This window comes from Streptomyces sp. NPDC020996 (genome assembly GCF_040641355.1).
In the GTDB taxonomy this organism is placed as follows: Bacteria; Actinomycetota; Actinomycetes; order Streptomycetales; family Streptomycetaceae; genus Streptomyces.
The window spans coordinates 216004-234987 of sequence record NZ_JBFADM010000001.1; the positions used below are offsets into that span (position 1 = coordinate 216004).

The following is an 18984-nucleotide window of genomic DNA, read 5'->3' on the forward strand; positions in this document are numbered from 1 at the left end:
GACGGGCGCCGAGGGTTGCTTCCGGGAGGCAAAGTGCGACGCACGCGACAGTGCGGGCACCGGGCGGTGCGCCCGACCGCGGCCACCGGCCGGGCCTCTGTTCCAGAACCGTGACAATCGGCCGCCACCTGCGCGGGCGCACGGGCCGCGGCGGTCCGGGCACGCGCCGTATACACACGGCGTATACACGATGCGTATAGTGCTGACCATGTCCATCGGTCACACACTCCTGGGACTCCTGGAGTCCGGGCCCCGCCACGGTTACGACCTCAAGCGGGCCTTCGACGAGAAGTTCGGTCACGACCGGCCGCTGCACTACGGCCAGGTCTACTCGACGATGTCCCGCCTGCTGAAGAACGGGCTCGTCGAAGTCGACGGCATCGAGCCGGGCGACGGACCCGAGCGGAAGCGGTACGCGATCACCGAGGCCGGCGTCACCGACGTCGAGCGGTGGCTGGCGACGCCGGAGAAGCCCGAGCCGTACCTGCAGTCGACCCTCTACACCAAGGTCGTCCTCGCGCTGCTCACCCGGCGCGACGCCGCCGACATCCTCGACACCCAGCGGGCCGAGCACCTGCGCATGATGCGGATCCTGACCGAACGCAAACGCAAGGGCGACCTGGCCGACCAGCTCATCTGCGACCACGCCCTGTTCCACCTGGAGGCCGACCTGCGCTGGCTGGAGCTCACCGCCGCACGCCTGGACAGGCTCGCGGAGGCGGTGACCCCATGAACCCCACGTCCTCTCACCCGCCCGCGCCGGCCGGCTCCCTGCTGGTGGCGCGGGACCTGCACAAGGCCTACGGGCCGACGGCCGCCCTCGACGGCGCCGGCTTCTCCATCCACCCCGGCGAGGTCGTCGCCGTGATGGGCCCGTCCGGGTCCGGCAAGTCGACGCTGCTGCACTGCCTCGCCGGGATCGTGACCCCCGACTCGGGATCGATCCTGTACGACGGGCGCGAGATGGCGACGATGAACGACGCCGAGCGCAGCCGGCTGCGGCGCTCGGAGTTCGGGTTCGTGTTCCAGTTCGGGCAGCTCGTGCCGGAGCTGACCTGCGTCGAGAACGTCGCCCTGCCGCTGCGCCTGAACGGCACCCCGCGCAAGGAGGCCGAGCAGACCGCGCTGTCCTGGATGCGGCGGCTGGAGGTCGACGACCTCGGCGGGAAGCGCCCCGGCGAGGTCTCCGGCGGCCAGGGGCAGCGCGTCGCGGTCGCCCGGGCGCTGGTCACCGGCCCCCGGGTGGTGTTCGCCGACGAGCCGACCGGCGCGCTCGACTCGCTCAACGGCGAGCGCGTGATGGAGCTGCTCACCGACGCCGCCCGCTCGGCGAACGCCGCCGTCGTGCTCGTCACGCACGAGGCGCGGGTGGCCGCCTGGTCCGACCGCGAGATCGTCGTACGGGACGGCAGGTCCCGGGACATGGAGCGCGCGGTATGAGCGCTCGGCGGTGGGCCGGGGATCTGGCCCTGGGGGTCCGCTTCGCCTTCGCCGGCGGACGTGAGGGCTGGACGCGCGCCCTGCTGACGGCCGTCGGCGTCGGGTTGGGGGTCGCGCTGCTGCTGCTGACGACCGCGCTGCCGAACGTGCTGGCCGCACGGCACGACCGGGAGACCGCGCGCACGGACATCACCTACAACCAGGATCGGCTGCCGAAGGCGGACGACACCCTGATCGTGGCGAACCTCGAAACGACCTTCCGCGACAAGGACATCCGGGGCCGGGAGCTCGAGCCCGAGGGGGCCCGGGCGCCGCTGCCGCCGGGGCTCACGAGGTTCCCGGCGGCGGGCGAGATGTTCGTCTCCCCGGCGCTGAAGCGGCTGCTGGAGTCCGGCGAGGGCAAGCTGCTGCGCGAGCGGCTGCACGAGAAGATCGTCGGGACCATCGGCGAGAGCGGTCTGATCGGCCCGGCCGAACTCGCCTTCTACCGCGGTGGCCAGGGGCTCGAGTCGAAGATCGACAACGGCCTGATCACCCGGATCGACCGGTTCGGGGACCCGCACCCGAGCCCCGAGCAGTCCGACCCGGTGCTGCTCCTGTTGATCCTCGTCGTGTTCGTGGTGCTGCTGATGCCGGTCGCGGTGTTCATCGCGGCGGCCGTGCGGTTCGGCGGCGAGCGACGCGACCGGCGGCTCGCGGCGCTGCGACTGGTCGGCTCCGACAGCCGGATGACCCGGCGGATCGCGGCCGGGGAGGCACTCGGGGGCGCGGTGCTCGGGCTGGTCCTCGGGGCCGGTCTCTTCCTGGTCGGACGTCAGCTCGCGGGGTCCGTAGAGGTGTTCCGCATCAGCGTGTTCCCGAGCTATCTCAACCCCTCCCCCGCGCTGGTCCTGCTGGTCGCCGTCGCGGTCCCGGCGGCCGCCGTGCTGGTCACGCTGCTCGCGCTGCGCGGGGTGGTCATCGAGCCGCTGGGCGTGGTCCGTACGGCGAAGCCCGCGCGCCGGCGGCTGTGGTGGCGGCTGCTGCTGCCGCTGGCCGGCCTGGCGATGCTCTACCCGATGGTCGGGAAGGGCCGGGACAACGGCGACTTCAACCAGTACCTGGTGATCGGCGGCGTCATGCTGCTCCTGGTCGGCGTCACCGCGCTGCTGCCGTGGATCGTCGAGACGGTCGTCGCCCGGCTCGGCGCGGGCGGGGTGGCCTGGCAACTGGCAGTGCGCCGACTCCAGTTGAGCAGCGGCACGGCCGCCCGCATGGTCAACGGCATCGCGGTGGCGGTGGCCGGGGCGATCGCGCTGCAGATGCTGTTCGCCGGCATCGAGGGCGACTACACCAAGGACACCGGGTTCGACATGAAACGGGCGCAGATGCAGGTGACGGTGCCGCGGGAGGTGCCGCTCGACCGGGCGGCCGCGCAACTGCGGGGGACGCGGGGGGTGCGCAAGGCGTACGTGTACTCCGAGGGCTATGTCGGCGACCGGCGCAGCGATCCACGCGCCACCGCAAGACTGACGGTGGGCGACTGCGCGTCGCTGCGCGAGCTGGCCCACCTGCCGTCCTGCCGCGACGGGGACGTCTTCGCCCTGCACGGCGCCGACGACGGGGACACCCAGACGGCCGCGCTGGCGAAGGGCTCCGGGACCGTGTACCTCGACCCGGGCTATCAGGACACCGGGAAGAACGCGGAGATCCCCTGGAGCCTCCCGGCGACCCTGAAACCGGCCGCGTCACGCAAGGACATGACCGGATACAAGCGGGACGGCTTCCTGGCCACGCCGAAGGCGGTGACCTCCCGGGCCGCGCCGGCCCTGACCAAGCAGGTCTACCTCGACATCGACGAGTCCGTGCCCGACGCGCGCGACCGGGTGCGGAACACGGCGGCGGCCATCGATCCGCTGACGGAGCCGATGATGTGGACCGCCGCCCGGCAGTCGCACCGGTTCGCCTCCATCCGCACCGGCCTTAACGTGGGCGCCGCCTGCGTGCTGGCACTGATCGGCGCGAGCCTGCTGGTGTCGCAGCTGGAGCAGTTGCGGGAACGCCGGAAACTGCTGTCGTCCCTCGTCGCCTTCGGCACCCGGCGCCGCACCCTCGGCCTGTCGGTGCTGTGGCAGACGGCGGTCCCGATCGGCCTGGGGCTGCTGCTGGCAGCCGCGGTCGGGCTGACGCTGGGCACGGTGCTGCTGCGGATGACGGGCACGACGGTGCGCGTGGACTGGGCGTCGGTGCTGTCGATGACCGGCGTCGGGGCGGGGGTCGTCCTGCTGGTGACCCTGCTGAGCCTGCCCCCGCTGCTCAGGCTGATGCGCCCGGACGGCCTGCGCACCGAGTAGCCCCGGCCGGTACGGCAGCGGTACGGCATCCCGTCCGGCTCCCCGTCCGGTTCTCCCGACGGCATCCCGTGCGGCCTCCCGACGGCATCCCGTGCGGCCCCGACGGCATCCCGTACGGCTCCCGACGGCATCCCGTGCGGCTTCCCGTACGGCCTCGGCCGCCCGGTGAGCCCTTCGCCCCCGCGGGCGCGGGGCTCACCCGGTGGGGCCGAGGACCCGTACGGGGAGCGGGCGCAGCGCCTCGCGCAGGGCTGCCGCCAGTTCGGTGTACTCACCGCCGCGGGCGGCCCCGGTGCGCATGGCGAGGGCGACGCGGCGGGTGGGGGCGGGGTCGGCGAAGTAGGCGGTGAGGAGCCGGCTGCTGCGGGTGGTCTCCACCTTCAGCGCGGTGCGCGGCAACAGGGTGCAGCCTAGACCGCCGGCCACGAGCTGCACGAGGGTGGACAGCCCGGCCGCCGTGGTGGTGACCGGGGCGCCCTCCCGTCGCCCACCACCGCCCTCGACCGAGGGGCTTCGCCCCGCCCCCTTGATTCCGCGGCCGGCTTCGCGGCAGATGTCGAGGGCCTGGTCGCGCAGGCAGTGCCCCTCGTCCAGGAGCAGCAGGTTGAGATCCTTCAGGGCCTCGCGCGGGATGCCGTCACGGCCGCCGAGCCAGTGGTCGGAGGGCGTGACGAGCACGAAGTCCTCGTCGAACAGCGGCAGTTCGACGATGCCGGGCACGCCGAGGGGCACCGCGAGCAGCAGCAGGTCGAGGCGGCCGCCGGTCAGGCCCTCCAGGAGGCTGGCGGTCTGCTCCTCGTGGACCTGGAGGTCGAGGTCCGGGTAGCGTTCGTGCACCAGGTTCAGGACGGTGGGCAGCAGGTAGGGCGCCACGGTCGGGATCACGCCGAGCCGCAGGGTTCCGGTGAACGGGGCCCGGACCGCCTCGGCCTCCTGCATCAGCGCCGCGACCTCGTCCAGCACCGCCCTGGCCCGCACCGCGAGCCGCTCACCCGCGGGCGAGAGCAGTACCTTGCGGGTGGTGCGCTCCAGCAGCGTCACCCCGAGGGTGTCCTCCAGCGCCGACACGGCGCCCGAGAGGGCGGGCTGGCTCATGCCGATGACGGCGGCCGCGTCCCGGAAGTGCAGGTGCTCGGCGACCGCCGCGAAGGCGCGCAGCTGGGCCAGCGTGGGCTGCCGCCTCTTGTTGCTCACCGTCACTGATAGCCACCTCCGATCAACACGACCGAGTGTAGCTATTTCCACAATCAATGCACCGTGTGCCAACATCAGCAGCGTCCAACCCATGGGAAACGCTGCCAAAAGCGGCGTTTCTTCGCTGCAAGGAGAGCGCGTGCTCACTGTCGGTGACAAGTTCCCCGAGTTCGAACTGACCGCCTGCGTCTCGCTGGAGAAGGGCAAGGAGTTCGAGAAGATCGACCACAAGACCTACGAGGGCAAGTGGAAGGTGATCTTCGCCTGGCCCAAGGACTTCACCTTCGTGTGCCCGACCGAGATCGCCGCCTTCGGCAAGCTGAACGACGAGTTCGCCGACCGCGACGCCCAGGTCCTCGGCTTCTCCGGCGACTCGGAATTCGTCCACCACGCCTGGCGCAAGGACCACGACGACCTGCGCGACCTGCCGTTCCCGATGATGGCGGACTCCAAGCACGACCTCATGCGGGCGCTGGGCATCGAGGACGAGGAGGGCTTCGCCAAGCGTGCCGTCTTCATCGTCGACCAGAACAACGAGATCCAGTTCTCCATGGTGACCGCCGGCTCCGTCGGCCGTAACCCCAAGGAGGTCCTGCGGGTCCTGGACGCCCTGCAGACCGACGAGCTGTGCCCGTGCAACTGGTCCAAGGGCGACGAGACGCTCGACCCGGTCAAGCTGCTGGCCGGGGAGTGACCTGAGATGTCGCTCGACTCCCTGAAGTCGGCCGTACCGGACTACGCCAAGGACCTCAAGCTCAACCTGGGCTCGGTCATCGGCAACTCCGACCTGCCGGCGCAGCAGCTGTGGGGCACGGTGCTGGCGACCGCGATCGCCTCCCGCTCCCCGATCGTGCTGCGCGAACTGGCGCCGGAGGCCAAGGCAAACCTGTCGCCGGAGGCGTACACCGCCGCCAAGTCCGCCGCGGCCGTCATGGCGATGAACAACGTCTTCTACCGCACCCGTCACCTGCTCTCGGACCACGAGTACGAGAACCTGCGCGCGGGCCTGCGGATGAACGTCATCGCCAACCCCGGCGTGGACAAGGTCGACTTCGAGCTCTGGTCGTTCGCGGTGTCCGCGGTCAACGGCTGCGGCGCGTGCCTCGACTCGCACGAGCAGGTGCTGCGCAAGGCGGGCATCGGCCGCGAGGTCGTCCAGGAGGCGTTCAAGATCGCCTCGGTGGTCCAGGCGGTCGCCGCGACCCTGGACGCCGAAGCGGTGCTGTCCGAGCTCGCGTAACTGCCGCGGACCGGCCGTCGTACGAGGCCCCGCTCACCCCTGGTGGGCGGGGCCTTCCGCGTCCCGGGCGCCGTCCCCGGCCGCGAGCGCGGCCTTCCCGGCCGCCACGGCCGCCTCCTGGGGCGCGGGCGCGGCCTGCCGCTGCTGGGCGCGCAGCACCGCCTGTTCGCGCGCGTACGACCGCAGGTACCCGACCACCGTGTTCGTCACCGCCACCAGCGGTACGGCGACCACGGCGCCGCCGATGCCGGCCACCATGCCGCCCGCGGCCACCGACAGCACCACCGCCAGCGGGTGGACGCGCACCGCCCGGCCCAGGATGAACGGCTGGAGGATGTGCCCCTCGATCTGCTGCACCGCCAGCACGACCGCGAGCGTCATCACCGCAGTGAACACGCCCTGGGTGACCAGCGCGACCACCACCGCCAGCGCCCCGGAGGCCACGGCGCCCACCAGCGGGATGAAGGAGAACAGGAAGATGAACACGGCCAGCGGGACGGCCATCGGCACGTCGAGGAAGTAGATGCCCAGGCCGATGAAGATGGCGTCTATCAGTGCCACGAGCACCGTGCCGCGCACATAGGCCGTCAGCGTGCGCCACGCCCGCGGTCCGGCGCCCGCGATGCCCGGCCGGGCCGCCGCCGGCACCAGCCGGAGCAGCCAGCGCCAGATGTTCTCGCCGTCGTAGAGCAGGAACAGCGTCGAGAAGAACGCCAGCAGGATGCCCGTCAGCGCCTCGACGACCACCGTCACGCCCTCGAGCCCCGCGGACGTGATCTGGTCGGTGTTGGCCCCGACCGCGTCCCGCAGGTTCTTGGCTATCTGGTTGACCTGTTTGTCGGTGACGTGGAAGGGGCTGTTGAGCAGCCACTTGCGCAACTCGTCGATGCCGTCCTGGATCTGGCTGGCGAGGTTGTCGATGTTCTCCATGACCTGCCAGGTCACGAACCACCCGATCAGACCCATGACGACGAAGCCGAGGATCGCGGTCAGTGCGGTGGCCGGGCCGCGCGGCACCCCGTGCCGCCGCAGGCGGGCCACCGTGGGCTGCAGCAGCGCGGTGATGAGCACCGCGACCACGAAGGCCAGCACCACGAGCTGAACGGCGCTGATGACCCGCATCAGCACCCACACCGTGCCGGCCAGCACCAGCAGCCGCCAGCCGGCCTCGGCGGCGACGCGCACCCCCCACGGGACGGCCTGCGCGGGATCGGGACGGGCCGCGACGACGGTCACGTGGTCGGGGAGCGGGATCTGGTCCTCGGCGGGCGCCTGTTCCTCCTCGGCCGACTCCCGCGCCACCTCGGCACGACGCTCGTCGAGCCGCTCACTCACCTCGGTCAGTCCGGCACCGAGCCGGCCGAGCCACCCTGGCACTCGCGACATGATCCGTCCTCTTCCCCCGTCTGTCCCCATCACTCCCCCCTGGAGCCCCTGGAGCCGCCGTGTCCGACCGTACAGGGCGAAAGCCCCTCCCCCTAGGACGGGGAGGGGCTGCGCGAGGTTGAGAGACGAGGCCGCGGGCCTCGGCGGCTCAGTACCAGTGGTTGGCCTGCCAGAACGACCACGCGTCACACGGGCTGCCGTACCGGCTGTTCATGTAGTTCAGGCCCCACTTGATCTGGGTGGCCGGGTTGGTCTGCCAGTCGGCGCCGGCGGACGAGTACTTGGAGGCCGGCAGGGCCTGGAAGAGGCCGTAGGCGCCGGAGGACGCGTTGACCGCGTGGTAGTTCCAGCTGGACTCGTGGTTCACGATGTTGCTGAAGCACTGGAACTGGCCGCTCGGCACCATCTGCCGCGCCATCGCCTGGATCTCGGCGACGGAGTAGGAGCTCTGGACGGAGAAGGTGGAGGCGTCGCGGGTGGCGTCGCGGCTGGCCGCCGCCTTCGCCTCGGCGCGCTCCTTGGCCTCCTTGGCCGCCTTCTGCGCGGCTTCCTTCTTCGCGATCGCGGTCTCGGCGGCTGCCTTGCGGGCGGCCTCCTCGGCGTCCTTCTTGGCGGTGGCGTCGGCGGCGATGGCCTGCGCGTCGGCCTGCTGCGTCAGGGACGCGGTCTGCACCTGGGCCTGCTGGCCCGCCGGGATGTCCGCGAGAAGCGTGGCGTCTGCTGCCGCCTCTGCGTCGTTGGTCTGAGCGGTGCTGCCCGAGGCAACGCCGACGACGCTTCCGACAGCGGTGACCGCGGTGGCCGAGGCCACTGCGAATCCCCGGACCGAGATCCGGCTCACACGGTTTCCTTCCAGCATCGCCCGCTTCGGTGACCCTGGCGGACGCAATCGTGCCCCTGACGCTGGCCTCCCAACTGCGGGGTCACGGGAGGCACGGGCCCGGTGGGCAACTCCCGCGAGGGGAGCGCCGCGTGGTGCTCGGGCGGCATACGACGACGCTATGGAGTTGGCGGTGGTGCTTCGGTTGTGCCGTACCTCCCCCGGCGCCCGAAGGGGCTGGGGGCACCCACAGGGGGTACAGATACAGGTGTGTCGTATGCGGGGCCTGACAGGAGTGAGACTCTGCCGCAAGCGGACGCCGGGTGGCAATTCCGCGTTGCGTGTGAAAGCTCACATCCGTTTTCACCCTGGGTATTTCAAGGAACCGCCACACACGAAGACGCCGCCCGGCTAGGCTTTCGGCCTTTGCCGGGCGGCGCCGACTGACGTGCAATTACCCCTTACGGGTTATCGATCATCAGATCCGTCAGACCTGCCAGACCTGTCACCTGTCAGATCTGTCAGATCTGACAGACTTGTCAGATCTGCCCTTCCTCGAGCATTTCGGTCACAAGGGCCGCGATCTGGGACCTCTCGGACCGGGTCAGCGTGACGTGCGCGAACAGCGGATGCCCCTTCAGCTTCTCCACGACGGCGACCACACCGTCGTAGCGGCCCACCCGCAGGTTGTCGCGCTGCGCCACGTCGTGGGTCAGCACGACCCGCGAGTTGGCGCCGATGCGGGACAGCACGGTCAGCAGAACGTTCCGCTCCAGCGACTGGGCCTCGTCCACGATCACGAACGCGTCGTGCAGGGAGCGTCCGCGGATGTGGGTGAGCGGGAGGACCTCCAGCATCCCGCGCGCGGTGACCTCTTCTATGACCTCGCGGCTGGTGACCGCCGAGAGCGTGTCGAAGACCGCCTGCGCCCAGGGGCTCATCTTCTCGGCCTCGGTGCCGGGCAGATAGCCCAGCTCCTGACCGCCCACCGCGTACAGCGGACGGAAGACCATCACCTTCTGGTGCTGGCGCCGCTCCAGCACGGCCTCCAGGCCGGCGCACAGCGCGAGCGCCGACTTGCCGGTGCCGGCCCGGCCGCCCATCGACACGATCCCGACGTCCGGGTCGAGCAGCAGGTCCAGCGCGATGCGCTGTTCGGCGCTGCGGCCCTTGATGCCGAACGCCTCGCGGTCGCCGCGCACGAGGCGGACGTTGCCGTCGGGTGCGACGCGGCCCAGGGCCTTGCCGCGCTCCGACTGGATCGTCAGGCCCGTGTGCACCGGGAGGTCGGCGGCCTCGGGGACGTAGACGTGCCCCTCCTCGAAGAGGATGTCCACCTGGTCGCCGGGCAGCGTCAGTTCGGACATCCCGGTCCAGCCGGAGGAGTCGGTGATGGCGAGTTCGGCCCGGTACTCCTCCGCGAGGAGCCCCACCGACGACGCCTTGATCCTCAGGGGCAGGTCCTTCGACACGACGGTGACGTCGAACCCCTCGGCCTGCAGGTTGCGGGCGACCGCGAGGATGCGGGAGTCGTTGTCCCCCAGGCGGTAGCCGCTGGGCAGCACGCTGGGGTCCGAGTGGTTGAGCTCGACACGCACGGTCCCGCCGAGTTCCCCGATCGGTATGGGGGCGTCGAGGCGGCCGTACCTGACCCGGTAGTCGTCGAGCAGACGCAGGGCCTGCCGGGCGAAGTAGCCGAGTTCGGGATGGTGCCGCTTCGCCTCCAGCTCCGTGACCACCACGATGGGGAGCACGACCTCGTGCTCGTCGAAGCGGGTCAGGGCGTTCGGGTCGGCCAGCAGGACGCTGGTGTCGAGAACATAGGTGCGCCGGTCGGGCTTGTGGCGCTTTGTGCTGGTCACCACGGAAGGACGTACCCCCTCGGATGAGGTCGGGGAGCGACGAGAAGGAGCTGGACCGGTCGACGGCCGCGTTGCACAACGGGCCGAGAACCGGCCCTCCGCCGCTGCGTCAGTGCTGTGACCGCACGATCGGGCTGGTGCAAAGGGCCTCCCGGGCGGACGGCCCCGTGCCGTCCGCTGAGATCCGACACCCGTGGTTCGGGCGTCGACCTGCTTGCCTTATGCCCTCGATTTCACGCCGCCATGCCACGGCGCGCCACGGCGCCCTGGTGAACTCCTCGTTACTTCCGCCCCAGGAACGGCACTACGGGGCTCCCCCGGGGAGCGCTTGGGGGAGCCTGTCGGGAGCGCGTAGGGAGCCCGTCGGGAGCGCGCGGGAAACCCCGCGGGAAACCCGTGGTGGGCCCGTGGTGAGCCGGTGGTGGGCCCGTGGTGAGCCGGTGGTGAGCCGGTGGGTCAGCCGCCGTAACGGCGGTGGCGCATCGCGTAGTCGCGCAGGGCGCGCAGGAAGTCGACCTTGCGGAAGGCCGGCCAGAAGACTTCGCAGAAGTAGTACTCCGAATGGGCGGTCTGCCACAGCATGAATCCGGACAACCGCTGCTCGCCGCTGGTGCGGATCACGAGGTCCGGGTCGGGCTGGGCGCGGGTGTAGAGGTGGCGGCCGATCATGTCGATGTCGACGGCCTCGGCGAGTTCCTCCATCGGGGTGCCCTGCTCCGCCGCGTTGAGGAGCATCGAGCGCACGGCGTCGGCGATCTCCTGGCGGCCGCCGTAGCCGATGGCGACGTTGACCAGTATCCCGTCGACGTTCGCGGTGGCCTCCTCGGCCTCCTTCAGGGTGCGCTGCATCCCCGACGGCAGCAGGTCCAGCGCGCCGACGTGGTGCACACGCCAGCGGCCGTCGGCGGCGAGGGAGCGGACGGTGTCCTCGATGATGCCGAGGAGGGGGACGAGTTCCTCCTGCGGCCGGCCGAAGTTGTCGGTGGAGAACAGCCAGAGGGTGACGACCTCGACGTCCGTCTCGGCGCACCAGCCGAGGAACTCCTCGATCTTGTCGGCGCCGGCCTGGTGACCCTGAGCGGTGGTGGAACCCGCGGCCTTCGCCCAGCGCCGGTTGCCGTCCATGATGACGCCGATGTGCTTGGGCACCTGGGCGTGGTCCAGGTGGCCTTCCACCCGGCGTGCGTAGACCCTGACCAGCAGGCCGCGCAGCTTGTCGCGCAGGTTCACGTGATTGTCAGCCCCTCCGTACTGATCGGACAGGCACGGCCCGGGCTCGGCGCTCGGCCGAGGGCGGGCCCTGTCCGCTGGCGGTCCGGGGGCTCCGCAGGGCGGTCCCCGGAGGCGAAGCCTACCCCCGCCGCGCCGAGTCTCCGCCAACGGGTGCGGGGCCGGAGGGCCCATGGGACACGGCTTGTTGGGCGCGTACGCGGGGCTGCGGGGGGCTGCGGGGGCTGCCGGGGTTTTTCGGCGAGCCAGTGGGGTGGGGGCGCCGCCCGCCCCCACCTGCGCCTCCCGGCCGGGAGGGGCTGCGTCTCCCGGCTGGGAGGGGGCGTGCGCCGCCGCGCGCCGGGGTCCGTGCCGCCGCGCGGCGGAGTCCGTGCCGCCGCGCGGCGGAGTCCGGGACGAACGGGCGCTCGCCGCCGTCGGTCGGGGCACAAAAAACGGGCCGGTCCGTGGGGGGGAGACGGACCGGCCCGAGGGGGGGCTTCCACCATAACCCTTCGTAAGTGCTCCTGCGTGCATCGGCGGCCCACAATTACTCTCCGAATTCGCGCGGCGACGCCGCGATGCCCACGCGATGGATCACAGCGGGGCAGCGGACCACCCTCACCCAGGCCGCTCACCAGGGCAGATGCGGCGGAATCGACGGGAGACGCGGGCGGGATCCCCGGTTTTGCCGCACTCCGGGCGCCGTACGACGACTTGTCCCGGCGTCCCTCCGGCGGGTGAACGTCCGCTCGCGCCCCGTCGCCCCAAGACGCCGGCCGAGTGACGCGGCACCGCGCAGCCCCCTCCACTGCGCGGTGCCGCCCGCGCAGCTTTGCTGACGCGAATTACCTTGGTCTGAACTTACGCGAAGAACGGGGGCGGAGGCGAGTCGCCGTCGATAACAATGCGATCAATGCGCGTAGCCTGCGAAACTACGGGCACATTATGCCCGTAATGCCCGATTCTCCTGACGGTCCCTCGCCCCGCGGCCTCAGCCCCGGCCCAGTGGCTTCCGGGCCTCGATGAGGTGCCGGGTGCTGTGGGCTACGAAGGGACCGTCGGACTCGATTCGCCGGTGCAGGGTGCGGAGCCGCGGTGCGTACGCCTCGACGGTGAAACCGGGGACCATCCAGATCACCTTGCGCAGGAAGTGGACGACGGCGGCGATGTCGTGGAACTCCATGCGCAGCCGCTCGGCACGCAGATCGACGACCTCCAGTCCGGCGGCCTCGGCCCCGGCGCGCTCGCGGTCGGGGTGGCGGGCGTTGCGGGAGGCGTCCGGCTGGGGCCCGAGGAAGTACTCGACGAGTTCGACGGCACTGCCAGGACCCACGTGCTGGGCGAAGTAGCTGCCGCCGGGCTCCAGGACCCGGGCGATCTCCGCCCAGTGCGGCGTCACCGGGTGACGGCTGCTGACGAGGTCGAAAGCGCCGTCCGCGAAGGGCAGCGGCGCGTCCTCGGGTACGGCGACGACCACGGTGCCGCGCGGCCGGAGCCGGGCGGCGGCCTTCGCCACGTTCGGCGGCCACCCTTCGGTGGCGGCCGTGAGCACCGGCGTTCTCCCGGCCCGGCCGAGGGCGAAGTCCAGCACTTCCCCTCCCCCGGTCTGCACGTCCAGCGCGGCGGTGGCCCGCGCGAGCCGCCCGGCCAGCGACACGGCGTACCCCCAGGAGGGCCGCTCCTCAGTGGCCCGCCCCTCGAACCAGGAGAAGTCCCAGCCCTCCGTGGGCACGGAGGCGCCCTCGGCCACGAGGTCGTCGAAGGCACGGGAAGCGGCGAAGGTGCTGGAACTGTCGTCGGCGGCCATGAGGCGATCGTCGCAGGATCAGGCGCGCGGGCGCCGCCGGTTTTTTCGGCGCCGTCCCGTCCGTCGCACCGGCGCCGTCCCGCCCGTCGCGTCTGCGTCGTGCTACGGCACGAGCGGCCGGACCTCCTCGGCCACGAACCGGACGAAGCCCTCCGGGTCGGGTTCGTCACCCGTCGGCTGGAGGATCACCCGGTCGGCCCCGGCGTCGGCGAGCCGCTGAACGGCCTCCGCGACGGCGCCGGCGTCTCCGGCGGCTCCGAGGTCCGGCACGGACTGCAGCCCCTCGGCGACGAGTTCGGCGTGCAGGCGCTGGGCGTCACCGGGCCCGGTGACGGCGAGCAGATAGACGACGACCTCGTGCGGATCCGCCTGCCGCCCCGCCGACTCGCGTCCCTCCTCGATGAGCCGGCGGGCGTGCCGCACCCCGTCGGGCGAGGTGGACGCGGTCAGCAGCGTGCCGTCCGCGGCCTCACCGGTGAGCCGCAGGGAACGCGGCCCGGTGGCTCCGGCGAGGACGGGTGCCGGACCGGCGGGCGGCCAGTCGAGTGCTACGTCGTCGAGGGTGACGTACCGTCCGCTGTGCGTGACCCGTTCTCCGCGGAGCAGGGCACGCAGGGCGAGGAGATACTCCCGCAGCAGGGTGACGGGCGACTCCGCTCTGGCGCCCACCTGCCCCATCCAGTCCTGCACTCCGTGTCCGACGGCGAGCACGGGGCGTCCGGGGAACATCCGGTGCAGGGTCGCGATCTCCATCGCGGTGAGGGCGACGTTCCGCAGCGGTACGGGCAGCAGACCGACCCCGATGCGCACGCGCTCGGTCCAGGCGAGGGCCGCGGCGGCCGCCGAGATGCCGCCCTCCATGAAGCAGTCCTCCCACAGCCAGAGTTCATCGAGCCCGCTGGCGTCCGCGATACGAGCGACATCACGGAGTCTTTCGGGAGGCAGTTGGGGCCGGAAAACGGCGCCGAGTCCAGTCATGCGCCCTTCCTAACCCGGTCGGCGGCACAAGGACAACACGTTAACGATCAGCCGACGCCGCCGACGCTGCCGCCGTGGGGGTCGGGGGCGTGGCGTTCGTAGTGCAGGAGGACGACGCCGTTGCCGAAGGTGCGGCTCTCCACGAGCCGGAGGGCGGCGCCGATCTCACCGCCCTCGGGGAAGAGGCGCCGGCCCTGCCCGAGGAGTACGGGATGGACGTAGACCCGGTACTCGTCCACCAGCCCCAGCCGCATGAACTCCGCGGCGACCTCCGCCCCGCCCAGCCCGAGATCCCCGCCGGCCCGCTCCTTGAGCGCCCTGACCTCACCGGGCACCACGTCCCGCACGACGACGGTGTTCCACTCTCCCTCCTCCACCGTCCGCGAGTACACGACCTTCGGCATCTCCCGCCAGATCCCGGCGAACTCGACGATCGCCGCGGGGGCGTCCGGATCGGCGTCGGCGGTGGGCCAGTAACCGGCCATGAGCTCATAGGTCCGCCGCCCGCTGAGCAGCCCCCCGAACCGCCGGACGGTGTCGTTGAGGTGCCGGTGCACCTCGTCGTCGACGCGGTGCCAGGAGATGTCGTGCCCGGGCCCCTCGAAGTAGCCGTCGAGGGAGACGGACATCATCAACACGATCTTCCTCATGACTCACTTCCCCGGTGGTGGGCCGAGCTGCTGTCCGTGGGCCGCTCACTGCGGTCCGGTCCGTCCCCGCTGGCTTCGGTGGGCATGCCCGGGTTGCGGCTCGGGCGCTGGTGGATCACATAGAGGTGGCGTGGGCCCGGGACGGCGATCACACCGGCGGAGCGTGGGTCGCCGGCGAAGAGGACCTCCCGTACCTCTGCCTTGCGCTCGGGTTTGGCGCGCTTGCCAAGACGTCCACCCCACCAGACGGAACGCACGTGAGAGTGCATGACCATCGTCACCTGATCACCCGGCGTTCCGGGGTCGGGGAACTTCAGCCAGGCGTAACCACTGCGTACACCCGGGATGTTGCCGATGCCGCTTTCCAGGGCCTCGTGGACCTGCCAGGGGTACTGACGCAGGAGGCGCCGCGCGCGAAACGCCCCTCTCCAGTAAGCCCACTGGAGGAACGTCCGGTAGAACGTGTAGGCCATCGGGACGAAGAAGAGCCAGAGGGTCCACGTGATCGACATGCCTACGTACCACGCCAGGAGGCCCGCCCAAGCGGCAGGCCAAAGGATCTGACCGAGGGCGGTCCCGGTAAGAAGTCTCGCCCAGGCACGCCGAGTCGCCGGGTCGTCCCATGCCGTGGCGTGGTGGGTGGGGGGCATGTCAATCCTTGCCGGATGCGTCGTCGAATACGTCTCGGAGTGGGTTGTCGAAGCTGACAGTGCGGACGACGTCCTCGAGAAGGGCGCGGTAGTGACGTGCTCGATTCACTGCTGTCGTGGCCAGCGCGAGGATCGCGATCCGCCGACCGTCGGGGCACGGAACATAGGCCGTGGCCTGGAGCAGCTCGCGCTGGGTGCCTTTTCCGTTCTCCGGTGGCACAGACAGGCGGCGCTGCACGAGCGAACCCGGACCACACGGCAGATCGAGTGTCTCGATGTGCTCGGCATCCTGCGCGCCGGCGGCGGCGCGAGCGGCGAGGACACTGCGCGGGGCCCAGTCGCTGGGTCGTGACGCAAGGGTGAACAGGGACAGCAGCATCCTGCCGTCCCCCTCGTCGTCCGCGTGCACTCCAAGGCAGCAGAGCACAGTGCCGGCCTCCAGGAACAGCTGAGCCAGCCGGAGGACCGGACCGAGATCCGTCGGCGACTGTCGCCGGGCCATGGCGTCGGGCAGCGCGGCCGGCAGGAGACCCGGGGTACTCCCTGAACCCGCCTTGCCAGAGCTGTCTTCGGCCTCCGCCAGTTCTCGCAGCGGGAGCGGAACAAAGCCCGGGGGCAATGCGAACCAGACATCGGCGTCCTGGCTCCGGGCCGAGACGTCGATCACATATGAGGCGCTGCTCATGACGCTTCACCTGCTCCGACGACGAAGAAGTGCAGGACACCCAGCGTCGCCGGGATGTCGACGCCGAGAGTTCTGGGCCCGTCGAGGAGGTTGGTGGCAGTCGTGGCCGTATCACTGTCGAGGCTGTCCACTGCGCTGCTGACGACGCCGTAGGCGGCTGTGCCGGCCCCCAGGTAAGTCGCCGGTTTGTCGACCGCCTCGACCGCCGGTGCGAGCCGGCCGCCGAACACCCAGGGCTTGGCCAGAATGTTCACCGCGCCTTCGGTCGCGGCGGCCTCCGTCCTGATCGAACTCCCCACCGTCCTCCCCGATGTCATCGCGTTGGTTCCGAGTCTCGCGAGCTTCTGATTGAAAGTCAGCACCTCGTCGGCCTGTCCTGCGAGGGAGAGCAACTCGCCGGACTCCCCGATGGCGCGGAAACCCAGGTAACCGCCTTTGAGTACCGCTCCCAGCCCAGGCAGCATCCCCAGAAAGTCCCCCGCGACCCCGAGCGTGTTGCTCCAGAACTCGGCATCCAACTCGCCGTGAAGGAAACCGTCTTTCAGAGAGGACATGGACTCCGGGTCGGTGACGCGAAGGCTGAAGGCCGCTCCGCTCAGCAGGCCGGCCGCAAGGAACAACACCCATGGCGCGACAACGGTGAGGCCCAGCAGGGCGATCACGCCGAGCACGGCCGCACACGCGCTGAGGATGTCCGGCAGGTTGTCCGCCGCCCAATTGGTCAACTTGTCCCAGGCGTTCGGCTCGTGCGGCGCAAGCTTGTGCGTGGCGTCGCCGATGTGCCGTGCTCTCTTGCGGGCCGCGTCCTCATGCTCGGTCGCGAGGGCGCGTGCACGACGGAGTACGTCGTTCAAGTCCTCCTGTGCCGTCGCCGCCGCGGCGTTGGCTCTGGTGAGCGCCGAGTCGGCGGCGTCGTCGGCCTGGTTCTCGCCCTTGACCGCGCGCCCCCGAGCCCGTTCCAGCGCCTCTCGCGCGTGCTTGGCCTCACCGTCCAGCTTCTTCGCCCGTCGCTGGAATTCCTCCAACTCGATTACCCAGAGCTGCAGTTGCTTGGCGGCCTTTCTGACGGAGTGAGCGCCGTTTTTCAGGTTGAGCGGCAAGGGGCCACCCTCGAGCTGATCACGGAACGCTACCGCCGCATCCCCCTCCCAGTAACTTCCGTCCATCAGTGCGGTCACTTTGGAGTGGGCTTTCTCCATCTCCTTCGCACAGCCCGTCAGCCTGTGGTGGATGTCCCGTACCAAGTCGGTGCTGCCGGGGGCCGGATTGAAGCCGAGATGCGGGTACGGGTTTGTCACGCCCGGGTCAGACTTCAACCCCTGTGGCCGGTCGGCGTCCGCGGCGGGCTCTGTCACTTCTCCCCGCCTTTCCGTCTCGCCTTTTCCAAGGCCTTCTCCAAGGCGATGTCCACCTCGCGGAAGTCGTTCCTGGCCTTCTTCGTGATGTCCGTGAGTTCCTCGATCTGCTCAGCGATCTCCTTGGCCCCGTAATGCCAGTCTTTCTGGAATCCGTCGCAGGCCTTGTCGAGGTCATCCGTGCCGAGCCCGCTGACGCCCGAGTCGTGCAGCACCTTCTGCAGGGCGACGAAGGAGTTCTTCGCCTTTTTCAGATCCTTGAAGAACCTCTCCAGCTCGGTTCCGTCGACTCTGAGCCGTTCAGCCACGTGTGGCCCCTGTTCATGTCTTGCCCGGCTTCACGTTCTGCGTCAGCGGTTGACGGCCTGGATCTCCTGGACGACGACGTCCTGCGTCGCGCCGAAGGTGCAGTCGGGAAGGTCGCCGCCCGCACCGCCGGAGCCCGTCCAGTGGATCTTCCAGGTGACGGTGGCCTTGAGCGGGTATGAACCGTCGCCCGAGGAGCGCAGGTACCTCACCCCGCAGGGCGGGATCTCGTCGGCCTTGCCCTTGGCATAGGGCTCGCCGATACGGCCGTCGTGTATCCCGCACACGCCGGAGGCCGGGAAGGTGACGGCGTCCTCCGTGCCCGGGTCGATCTTCACGGACACCGGCTCGGCGGTGGTGGTGGCGGAGATGCCGAGCAGCGGGACGCCAGCGGTGACGGACACCGGCTTGAACTTCGCCGCGTCCAGCCACGCCCACGTCGGGAGATTCACCTTCGTGGTGTTCTGCGGGGCCAGGTCCACCTTCGTGGAAGGGACACGGACCTCCGCGTAGGCGAGCTGCGCGAGGACTTCCGGGGTCACCGCCTGGGGGATGTCGGCCGGCGGGTCGTCGTTGTCGTCCACCCAGAAGATGGGCTTGGTGCAGTCGAGTGACGCGAGGTCGCCCTCGCGGCCGGGCGTGACGTAGGAGTCCCACCAATAGCCCTTACCGGCCTTCTCCTTGTTGAAGTCCTTGTAAGGATGACCCTCGACGTAGTGGTCGCGCTGTTTCGCGTCCCACTCGTAGCCCGTCGAACCGGCCTCCCAGATCGGCTTCAGGTACGCCTCGAGTTCCTCCGGCGTGTACTTCGGCGCGTAGTAGCAAGCGGGTGGGGTCCAGGTCGTCGCGGACGTCACTGGCCCTGCCGACTGACCCGAGCCGTTCTTGGAACGGTCGAAGACGACAGCGCCTGCCGTCGCGGTGACCTCCTGACCGGTCCGCCCGCCCCCGACCTGGGTCTCGGAACCGGTTCCCTTGCCTCCGGGCACGAAGTCGGCCCAAGCCGCCGGGCCTGAGGCGAGCACCGTCACGCCCGCCACAAGGACGGCGCCGACCATGATTCTCG

General features: G+C 70.5%; 18 protein-coding genes. 5 read left to right on the forward strand and 13 right to left on the reverse strand.

Annotated features, from left to right (window positions below; all coding sequences use genetic code 11):
• The first annotated feature begins 208 nt into the window (after positions 1 to 208).
• The 3 genes from AB0G63_RS00855 to AB0G63_RS00865 are packed head-to-tail and all read left to right on the forward strand — an operon-like array spanning position 209 to position 3773.
• Positions 209 to 733, forward strand: coding sequence for a PadR family transcriptional regulator (locus AB0G63_RS00855; RefSeq protein ID WP_360742064.1), 525 nt, complete (start codon positions 209 to 211; stop codon positions 731 to 733).
• Positions 730 to 1440, forward strand: a complete 711-nt coding sequence (locus AB0G63_RS00860) for an ABC transporter ATP-binding protein (protein ID WP_360742066.1) — start codon at positions 730 to 732, stop codon at positions 1438 to 1440. The genes AB0G63_RS00855 and AB0G63_RS00860 overlap by 4 nt, the downstream gene beginning before the upstream one ends.
• On the forward strand, positions 1437 to 3773 hold the full coding sequence (locus AB0G63_RS00865) for an FtsX-like permease family protein (RefSeq protein WP_360742069.1): 2337 nt from the start codon (positions 1437 to 1439) through the stop codon (positions 3771 to 3773). The genes AB0G63_RS00860 and AB0G63_RS00865 overlap by 4 nt, the downstream gene beginning before the upstream one ends.
• Positions 3774 to 3968: 195 nt before the next feature.
• Here the strand turns inward: AB0G63_RS00865 and AB0G63_RS00870 are convergent, their stop codons facing one another.
• Positions 3969 to 4973 carry a LysR substrate-binding domain-containing protein gene (locus AB0G63_RS00870; protein WP_360742072.1) on the reverse strand — a complete coding sequence of 335 codons (1005 nt, stop codon included), beginning with the start codon at positions 4971 to 4973 and terminating at the stop codon, positions 3969 to 3971.
• Positions 4974 to 5106: 133 nt separating this feature from the next.
• Between AB0G63_RS00870 and AB0G63_RS00875 the strand changes: the two genes are divergently transcribed.
• A complete protein-coding gene (locus AB0G63_RS00875) occupies positions 5107 to 5661 on the forward strand; it encodes a peroxiredoxin (protein ID WP_360742075.1) in 555 nt (184 codons plus the stop codon).
• Positions 5662 to 5667: 6 nt separating this feature from the next.
• Positions 5668 to 6207 carry an alkyl hydroperoxide reductase gene (locus AB0G63_RS00880; RefSeq protein ID WP_360742078.1) on the forward strand — a complete coding sequence of 180 codons (540 nt, stop codon included), beginning with the start codon at positions 5668 to 5670 and terminating at the stop codon, positions 6205 to 6207.
• Positions 6208 to 6240: 33 nt separating this feature from the next.
• Here the strand turns inward: AB0G63_RS00880 and AB0G63_RS00885 are convergent, their stop codons facing one another.
• The 12 genes from AB0G63_RS00885 to AB0G63_RS00940 form a co-directional block, all read right to left on the reverse strand.
• Positions 6241 to 7593: an AI-2E family transporter gene (locus AB0G63_RS00885; RefSeq protein ID WP_360742081.1), complete on the reverse strand. Its 1353-nt coding sequence runs from the start codon at positions 7591 to 7593 to the stop codon at positions 6241 to 6243.
• Positions 7594 to 7741: 148 nt separating this feature from the next.
• Positions 7742 to 8452, reverse strand: coding sequence for a transglycosylase SLT domain-containing protein (locus tag AB0G63_RS00890; RefSeq protein WP_360742084.1), 711 nt, complete (start codon positions 8450 to 8452; stop codon positions 7742 to 7744).
• A gap of 500 nt (positions 8453 to 8952) precedes the next feature.
• Positions 8953 to 10278: a PhoH family protein gene (locus AB0G63_RS00895; RefSeq protein ID WP_360742087.1), complete on the reverse strand. Its 1326-nt coding sequence runs from the start codon at positions 10276 to 10278 to the stop codon at positions 8953 to 8955.
• A 453-nt stretch (positions 10279 to 10731) separates the two neighbouring features.
• Positions 10732 to 11505: an isoprenyl transferase gene (locus tag AB0G63_RS00900; RefSeq protein ID WP_360742090.1), complete on the reverse strand. Its 774-nt coding sequence runs from the start codon at positions 11503 to 11505 to the stop codon at positions 10732 to 10734.
• Between the two features lie 973 nt (positions 11506 to 12478).
• Complete coding sequence (locus AB0G63_RS00905) at positions 12479 to 13294, reverse strand: methyltransferase domain-containing protein (RefSeq protein WP_360742093.1); 816 nt, start codon at positions 13292 to 13294, stop codon at positions 12479 to 12481.
• A gap of 102 nt (positions 13295 to 13396) precedes the next feature.
• Positions 13397 to 14272, reverse strand: a complete 876-nt coding sequence (locus AB0G63_RS00910) for an LLM class flavin-dependent oxidoreductase (RefSeq protein WP_360742096.1) — start codon at positions 14270 to 14272, stop codon at positions 13397 to 13399.
• A gap of 47 nt (positions 14273 to 14319) precedes the next feature.
• Complete coding sequence (locus AB0G63_RS00915; protein ID WP_360742099.1) at positions 14320 to 14922, reverse strand: dihydrofolate reductase family protein; 603 nt, start codon at positions 14920 to 14922, stop codon at positions 14320 to 14322.
• Positions 14919 to 15434 carry a hypothetical protein gene (locus AB0G63_RS00920; RefSeq protein ID WP_360742102.1) on the reverse strand — a complete coding sequence of 172 codons (516 nt, stop codon included), beginning with the start codon at positions 15432 to 15434 and terminating at the stop codon, positions 14919 to 14921. The genes AB0G63_RS00915 and AB0G63_RS00920 overlap by 4 nt, the downstream gene beginning before the upstream one ends.
• Before the next feature lie 139 nt (positions 15435 to 15573).
• Entirely contained in the window at positions 15574 to 16257 is a 684-nt protein-coding gene (locus tag AB0G63_RS00925; protein ID WP_360742105.1) for a hypothetical protein, read from the reverse strand.
• Positions 16254 to 17612 (reverse strand): hypothetical protein, encoded by a 1359-nt coding sequence (locus AB0G63_RS00930; protein WP_360742107.1) that lies wholly within the window; start codon positions 17610 to 17612, stop codon positions 16254 to 16256. Before AB0G63_RS00930 ends, AB0G63_RS00925 begins: the two co-directional genes overlap by 4 nt.
• Positions 17609 to 17920 carry a hypothetical protein gene (locus AB0G63_RS00935; RefSeq protein ID WP_360742110.1) on the reverse strand — a complete coding sequence of 104 codons (312 nt, stop codon included), beginning with the start codon at positions 17918 to 17920 and terminating at the stop codon, positions 17609 to 17611. Before AB0G63_RS00935 ends, AB0G63_RS00930 begins: the two co-directional genes overlap by 4 nt.
• A 42-nt stretch (positions 17921 to 17962) precedes the next feature.
• The gene (locus tag AB0G63_RS00940; RefSeq protein WP_360742112.1) at positions 17963 to 18976 is read right to left on the reverse strand and encodes a hypothetical protein; all 1014 of its coding nucleotides are present in this window, start codon (positions 18974 to 18976) and stop codon (positions 17963 to 17965) included.
• Positions 18977 to 18984: the final 8 nt, after the last annotated feature.